The organism is Mesorhizobium sp. M8A.F.Ca.ET.218.01.1.1 (assembly GCF_004791165.1).
Taxonomy (GTDB): Bacteria; Pseudomonadota; Alphaproteobacteria; order Rhizobiales; family Rhizobiaceae; genus Mesorhizobium.
Genome location: NZ_SRUZ01000014.1, coordinates 78,899 through 85,451 on the forward strand (window position 1 = coordinate 78,899; position 6,553 = coordinate 85,451).

The following is a 6,553-nucleotide window of genomic DNA, read 5'->3' on the forward strand; positions in this document are numbered from 1 at the left end:
CACGTCATTAGCGACCGCTAGTTCCTGAACCTCTCGATATGTCTCGGACGACACGATCATAGAGGTGCGAACCGTCTTATCTTTGTCGACAGGCATCAAGCGTCCCCGGGAGCCGTGAGTTCATCAAACTACATCACAATGGTGCACCATGCACACCGCTTTTTGCGCCTTGTCCACGGCATCCTGACTTATGGTTTATGTCAATCGTGGGACCGCTGCCCGCTTCCTCTGGAGCCGTCCGTCGCCTCACTGACCGGGGGCAACGGCGCTCGAGCGAACAGGCGGCCAGTCTGCTTTGGTGCCGGTTTCCCGAGCCTCTCTTTTGCGCGAAGGATCGTCACACAGCCGCTCGGGGCGTCAGCCTCGTGAAGCTGAACCTGACGCAGCGGCAGAAGGAAGCGTCCCGAGTGTGGCCCAACGCACGATGGTCGGTGAGGTCTAAGTGCACCGCAGGGCCGCGAATGGTTGCTTAGGTAGCACGATCGCCATCACTCGACGCCCGGCTGTTCTTTCTTGATCGTGGGCTTGGTATGGCCCGTGACTACAACCACGCTCCACTCCTTCGGCGCGTTTGATTCCGCCAGTTCCGCTTTCACCTGGTCTTCGGTCAGGAAGTTACCAGCCATGTAGATAAAGCCAATGAAGTGAGCCCATGAGCTGTTCGCGTATCCGTGCATATCCTCGTAGAGGGCGCCAACAGCGGTCTTGGCCCCAACCTCATCCTTAGCGAATTTGACTTCGATTGCGGTCCGGATCGAGTTGATCGCGAAGTCGGGATGGTAGCTTTTGGTTTGCTTTGGGGCCGCTGCCTCTCGAATTACATCAGGGAAGGCCAGACCCAGGATGCCATGCAGCGCGTTCTGTACATCATGCTCTTTACCGGGAAGCGTGTTTTGTAGCTCCAGATATCGCGGCAAGCCTCGCAGGATTTTCAACGCTACGCCCCTTAGCTCTAAGGTCACCGACGAATCCTCGAACAGCGGCGCTACCGACTCTAAGGAGCCGCGCAAGAACTCCACGACTGGATTCTCGACTCCGATAAACTCATCGAAATACTCGACGGCTGAATGCTGATCCGCAAATTGCGTCAAGTCTTGGCGGAAGATCGTCAGGGTCTCGGGAAGATCCAGCAATTCCAGCAGGACCGTCGTCGAACGGATTGCACGAGCCACGAGGGTTGCAAGATGTTCGCGCATCTGCTCGAGCATCTCGTCTCGACCATGGGCATGCTCCAGATTCTCGTCCGAGTCCGCATAATTCCTGAGGTGGATCAGGCAATCCTGGATGCGATCACGGGCGGCGATCAGGGCATTCGTGGCCTGTTTTGAACGAGTTTCCGTTTTTCTCTCCTTCGCCCTATGACCATTCACAACGAAGAAGTCCTCTCTAGTAGCGCTTCGCCGCAGCAAGTCCTAGCATTTCCCGGACGCTGACTAAGGACACCATCCCGTCTATGGGCAAGGAGGGGGCAAGGATCACAATGTTCTTGCCCTCGATATTTTTGGTCGACGCGTAGCGAATAGCGTCATATCCAGCCGAACGTGCACAGTCGGCGACGAACCGCGAGAAGACATACTGCTTCTTCTGCCAACCTTCACCGATGCGAGGCGCGGCGACGAGGGCGGAAGACGCCAAGGCTCGCATCAACGCATACCCCGAGGCCTCCTCATCGAGGTTGGCGAGGTCCAGAAGAGTAAGTTCCCGCAGGGTCCTTAGTTCGGCTATATGGCACTGTTCCCCCGGCATTCCGATCTCGGCAGCGGCAACTTCAGGTGTGCTGGCAAGGTAAAGCATTGGGGTACCGGCATGGTTGAAGCGGCCTTCTTGTACATAGCGAGCCGGGGGCGGCGCATACGCAACCAACGCGTCGGTAGCCTGCCCCAAAATAGCGATGCTCGATGAAACTCTCGCGCGATAGAGCGACTGGCCTGCAGGAAGCGTGTCCGGCGCGATGACCGCCGAACGGATATGAGCAAGAACGCGACGGGCAAATTCATGTTCGAGCAGTAGGAATGGCGTCTGATCACCGATCGTCAATAGCTGATCGATCTCGACTTCGATCTTTTCGGCATCGCTAAAGGTATGTTCGTAGATCCATATGTTGTGGGTCGCGAATTCCATGCATCGCCCGCATTGCACGAAATGACGGAGCGTCGATATTTCCGCCGGGCTCCAAATCCCCGGCAGTCTGGAATGATCGACCGCGTAAAAGACCTCCATCGATTGCGTCTGAAATTCCATCTCCCGAAACGCGACGTCGGGCCAATGCGCCCGAAAATCAGCGTAGCACGCATCGCAGCAACAAATACTTGAAGCAAAGTCGGAGTCGATCTCATCCGAGAAGGCGTCGTTGAAGACGTCAATCTCATCAAGCGTCACGGTCAGGAACGGTCCGATGACTCCATCGGGTCTAATCGACTCGTCTGCCGGCGCGCTAGTGGTGACCCATCGCGGGCCTGCGGGTTTCGACATTCTTTCCTCTGGATGTCTTGATCGTCCCAATAAGTAGCTACGAGGCTTGCTCGATTACCTCTCGCAGCTCTTCGATGGTCAGGCACGGGTTGGTGCGATGCACCATCCGGTGGCAGTTGGAGCAGAGCATCGCCAGTTCTTCGATGGTCGTGACGTCGCCCTTTCCGTCTTGGCCGGAAAGCGGGTCGACGTGGTGGCATTCGATGTAGTCCCTGCCCCGCTCGCCGTAGAACTGCTCGAAATCGAAGCCACATGCCTGACAGGTCGGGCCATAATGGGCCTTAGCCTCCGCGACGATCTTGGCATTGCGTCTAATGCGGGTAACTTCGGCCCGATACCGCTGACCTTCTTCGGCCTGAGCATCAAGTGCGGCTGCCGCTTCCGCGACCGCGCCGGCAGAGAGTTTTGCGATCTCGTAGCCAAGCGCGTCGAAGCCCCAGATTGCGTCCTTCGGCTTGAAGCGTGCCGGCATGATCCGAGGACGATGTGATGCGGCCCAAAGGGCCTTCATCGGGTAGAGATCTCCGGTGTCGTCGGCCACGTAGAAATGACGCGGCGCCCGGCCCCTGGCGTATCTCGCCAGGAACGCAGGTTCCCCAATTCTCCGGAATTCGGCCATGCGTCTTTCGATGGAACCTATAGTGGGCGCAGACATGTAAGCCTCTGTTTTTCCTGTTAAAGACAGTCTCACACAGGGCATGAAATGCAACCGGAATGGTCTTTTTGCGAAATAGTTACAAACGTTTGCGTTTTTGAAGTTCCGAGTGAAGGGATTTGGGCCAATTATCATGCCCAGAGCCCCCAGTGCGTCGGCGCTCCTGGTCAGGGCGCCGGAGAGAATTCCCAAGCGGACCAAGATACAGCCTTCGGTAATCACCCGAGCCATTGCCGGCATGACCAAGACGGCCGAGCGACTCGGAACGGCGATAATCTCCTAGGCGAGTTCCGAGTATGATCAAGGACCCGGCCGAATTGGCCGCCGCTTAGTATTCGAGCGATGCGGTGCACCCCCTTGCCGAGCTCGCGCCTTCCGGCACCCTCTCGCCTCAGATGGAATTCCTTGTCCTATCGGTTCGGCTTCGGTAAGCGGTCCTTGTTCCGCTTGTCCGCGACATAGCTCTGCCCACCCTTCATTTTCACTATGTCGAAAAGGCCAGTCGCCGCGAAGAGTGCGGGGAAGTTCTTCACTCCATAGTTTCGTGGATCGATGGGCGCCTGTCGTTTCGCTGCGCTTCCTGCCGATGACATAGCTGCCCATCCATCGTCTTGTGCCGTGGCTTCCACAGCGCCGCGCAGAATCGTCATGAGGGTCGTATCTTGCGATAGAGACTTGCCGGTTCGCTTGTCGGCGAGCTTTTCAGCCGGTGCCTTAGATCTGGTCGCCGATCTCGCTTTGGTCTTTGGTTCTTCGTCGGGGGCTACAGGTGTTGTCGGTTGCTCCGCATCGTCGAGGCTATCGAGATAGAGGAAAGTCGTGCAGGCATTGACAAACGGTGTAGGCGTTTTGCGTTCCCCAAATCCGTAGACGTCGTGTCCATTTGCCTTCAACTGCATCACTAGCGGCGTGAAATCGGCATCGCTAGAAGCCAAGCAGAAGGCATCAAGCCTCTGCGTGTAGAGAAGCTCCATTGCATCGATCACAAGCGCAATATCGGTGGCGTTTTTGCCGGCTGAATAGCTGAACTGCTGAATGGGCCGGATTGCAAAATTGTGCAGCTTGTCTTTCCAGCTTCTGAGATTGGCACTTGCCCAATCGCCATAGGCGCGGCGGATATTGGCAGTGCCATATTTTGAAAGTTCTGCCAGTATCGCTGCGATCTTGCCGTGGGGCACATTGTCCGCATCGATGAGCAAAGCTATTCGCCGATCAGACGTGGTCCGCGCCCGGTCCTCATTTTCCATTGGATTGTTCGTCCTCCCTGCGCATCTATTGATAGCATCTATATGCGATCCGCGCACGATTGCGGTTCAGCAGACTCGCTCCCAGCAGTCCTGATCACTCCATTGCTGCGGGTCTGTAGCGCGATCGGGAGCAGCCCTTTTTTCGCATTCGTGCTAGACAGTAGCGGGGAATGCCGACGTGCTTCAGATCGCCGGGGCTCCAAGCCCCTAGGCGCGCGACTTCGCGCTCCCTGAAGATCGGTTTCGGCCGACCAGCGCCCGCAAACACGCCTGTCCCGCGCGGCTGCGGCGGGCGCAAGCCACTCCGGGTGACGATCGAGCCATCTCACCACGGCGTCGACGAGCGATGCCGCGACCAGTCATCAGGCATTGGAGACGTAGCTTCAGCTAGCGATGGAGTATCGAAGCTGAACCATAACAGCACCTGCCGCGGCACGACCAGTGCACGACAGCTGGCGGGTTGCCTTCTGGGGCACGCAACGCCGCCTAGACGTCATTTGCAAAATACAGCCTGATCGCGTCCTGCTGCTTGCCGAGCGTGCCGTCCTTCCGAAAGCGAGTTCCATCGACCGCAAAGATGATGCCTTTCTCACTGGAGTAGACGGCCGTGCTAGTTACCGAGATGCGAACGCTGCGGCCTTGTACCTGCCCAGACACGATATCACCGATATCGATCCCGAGGATTGATTTTGCCACTGCCGAGCGTTCGACATCGAGCTCCGTCTCCCATTGATCCAGCTCTTCTTCGATGCGCGACCAAGCATCCCGGGCCGACCGAAACGGGCGGTCGGCGCCGAACCAGATCCTGTCGGCCAGCGCGAGGGTATCGTTAGGCACGTTTCGCTCCATCGCGCGCGCGGCTCCAGACAGCATCTCGCATACCTGCTCCGCGTCTATCAGTGCTTGGAGCCGACCGCGGTAGGGCGCAACACTCGCTCTGGTAATGGAGGAAGGCAGGGGTACTTCGCGAATAGGCATGTAATCGATCGGCATAATTTCGCGCAGCGCCAATCTGGCGGTGCCGATACACTCAGGCGGCTCTTCCTCACGCCAGGCACGTCGCGTGCTTTGCACCCAAATTTCTGAGGCGGAGATGCAAAGGGTGCTGTCCAGAAACATGCGCGAATCCGGGGTGTGGATGTAGCGGGCAGACCAGGAATGGTCCGCCGACGTCAGCGGCATCACCACATGGTGGAGCTGGTGTTCGCGGACCATGCGCACCAGAGAGGCAATCCGCTCCTGTAAGGGAGCGGTCAGGCGGACAAGAACGGCGGGGCCGTTCCCGCTGCTCCACCGGTTTCTTTGCTCGTTCTCAAACATGAGAAGCTGGGGCCGGGCGAATGGAAGCAGCTTTCCGACGAGACTCGCAGCGCTTCCCTGCAGCGAGTGGCTCCAGCGGGCATCGATCCTTCCCTCCTTGATCCACTCGTGGGCGCGGTTCTGGATCAGCAGCAAAAGCTGCGCCGCGAGGTTCGGATCGAGGTTCGGGAGTCGGTTTCCCGTAACCGCAGCAGCGTCGACGCCCTGCGCCTTCAGGTCAGCTATCGCGGCGCTGTAGAATAGCTGTTGAAGATTGGAGAGAGTTCCAGCTGCTTGGATGCGTGCGGTTTCACGCCGGCGCCGATCGATCTCTTCGCGGAAGGCACCCAACGGTGGGCGCCGGGGACCACCTCCTGCCTGAACCTTGGCCCAATAGCCTCGAGGTGGCTTGGGGACCTGCAGGCGCCTGCAAAGCTTGGCGAGTGCCACATCGGAGATGCTGAGTTCCTTTGCGATCTCGCTGGTCGGCCTTTCCCAGACCAAAGCGAAGAGCTCCTCGCGGGAGAATTCTCGTCGTGTCATGCGTGTACCTCCAGCCGGTCGTCCCATATGTCACTCATAGGAATCGCTTTCAAAAGCGATGGCGCAACCGTGCTGTTGAGCGTGCAGGAGGACTGGTGAAGACTGATGGATACTGCCGCGATCAGATGGCTGGAGGATGAAAGTCTTCGTTTCTCTCAAACGCAAAAACCGCCCCGGTTAGACCGGGACGGTTATTGATTTATGATGAAATTGGTTGCGGGGACAGGATTTGAACCTGTGACCTTCAGGTTATGAGCCTGACGAGCTACCGGGCTGCTCCACCCCGCGCCACCGATTTGCAAGCGAGAGCTTGCGAGAGGTTTGTCCGCCAAATGAA

General features: G+C 58.0%; 5 protein-coding genes and 1 tRNA gene. All 6 read right to left on the reverse strand.

Annotated elements, in window-relative coordinates; all coding sequences use genetic code 11:
• Positions 1–488 precede the first annotated feature (488 nt).
• The 6 genes from EN861_RS33215 to EN861_RS33240 all read right to left on the reverse strand — a co-directional run bounded on the left by EN861_RS33215 (position 489) and on the right by EN861_RS33240 (position 6,504).
• The gene (locus EN861_RS33215; RefSeq protein ID WP_135867696.1) at positions 489–1,409 is read right to left on the reverse strand and encodes a hypothetical protein; all 921 of its coding nucleotides are present in this window, start codon (positions 1,407–1,409) and stop codon (positions 489–491) included.
• Entirely contained in the window at positions 1,387–2,472 is a 1,086-nt protein-coding gene (locus tag EN861_RS33220) for an RES family NAD+ phosphorylase (RefSeq protein ID WP_135867697.1), read from the reverse strand. The genes EN861_RS33215 and EN861_RS33220 overlap by 23 nt, the downstream gene beginning before the upstream one ends.
• Before the next feature lie 37 nt (positions 2,473–2,509).
• Complete coding sequence (locus tag EN861_RS33225; protein WP_210235207.1) at positions 2,510–3,091, reverse strand: HNH endonuclease; 582 nt, start codon at positions 3,089–3,091, stop codon at positions 2,510–2,512.
• Positions 3,092–3,537: 446 nt separating this feature from the next.
• On the reverse strand, positions 3,538–4,374 hold the full coding sequence (locus EN861_RS33230) for an NYN domain-containing protein (protein ID WP_135867699.1): 837 nt from the start codon (positions 4,372–4,374) through the stop codon (positions 3,538–3,540).
• A gap of 486 nt (positions 4,375–4,860) precedes the next feature.
• Positions 4,861–6,216 (reverse strand): hypothetical protein, encoded by a 1,356-nt coding sequence (locus EN861_RS33235; RefSeq protein WP_135867700.1) that lies wholly within the window; start codon positions 6,214–6,216, stop codon positions 4,861–4,863.
• Positions 6,217–6,427: 211 nt separating this feature from the next.
• Positions 6,428–6,504, reverse strand: a tRNA-Met gene (locus EN861_RS33240).
• Positions 6,505–6,553: the final 49 nt, after the last annotated feature.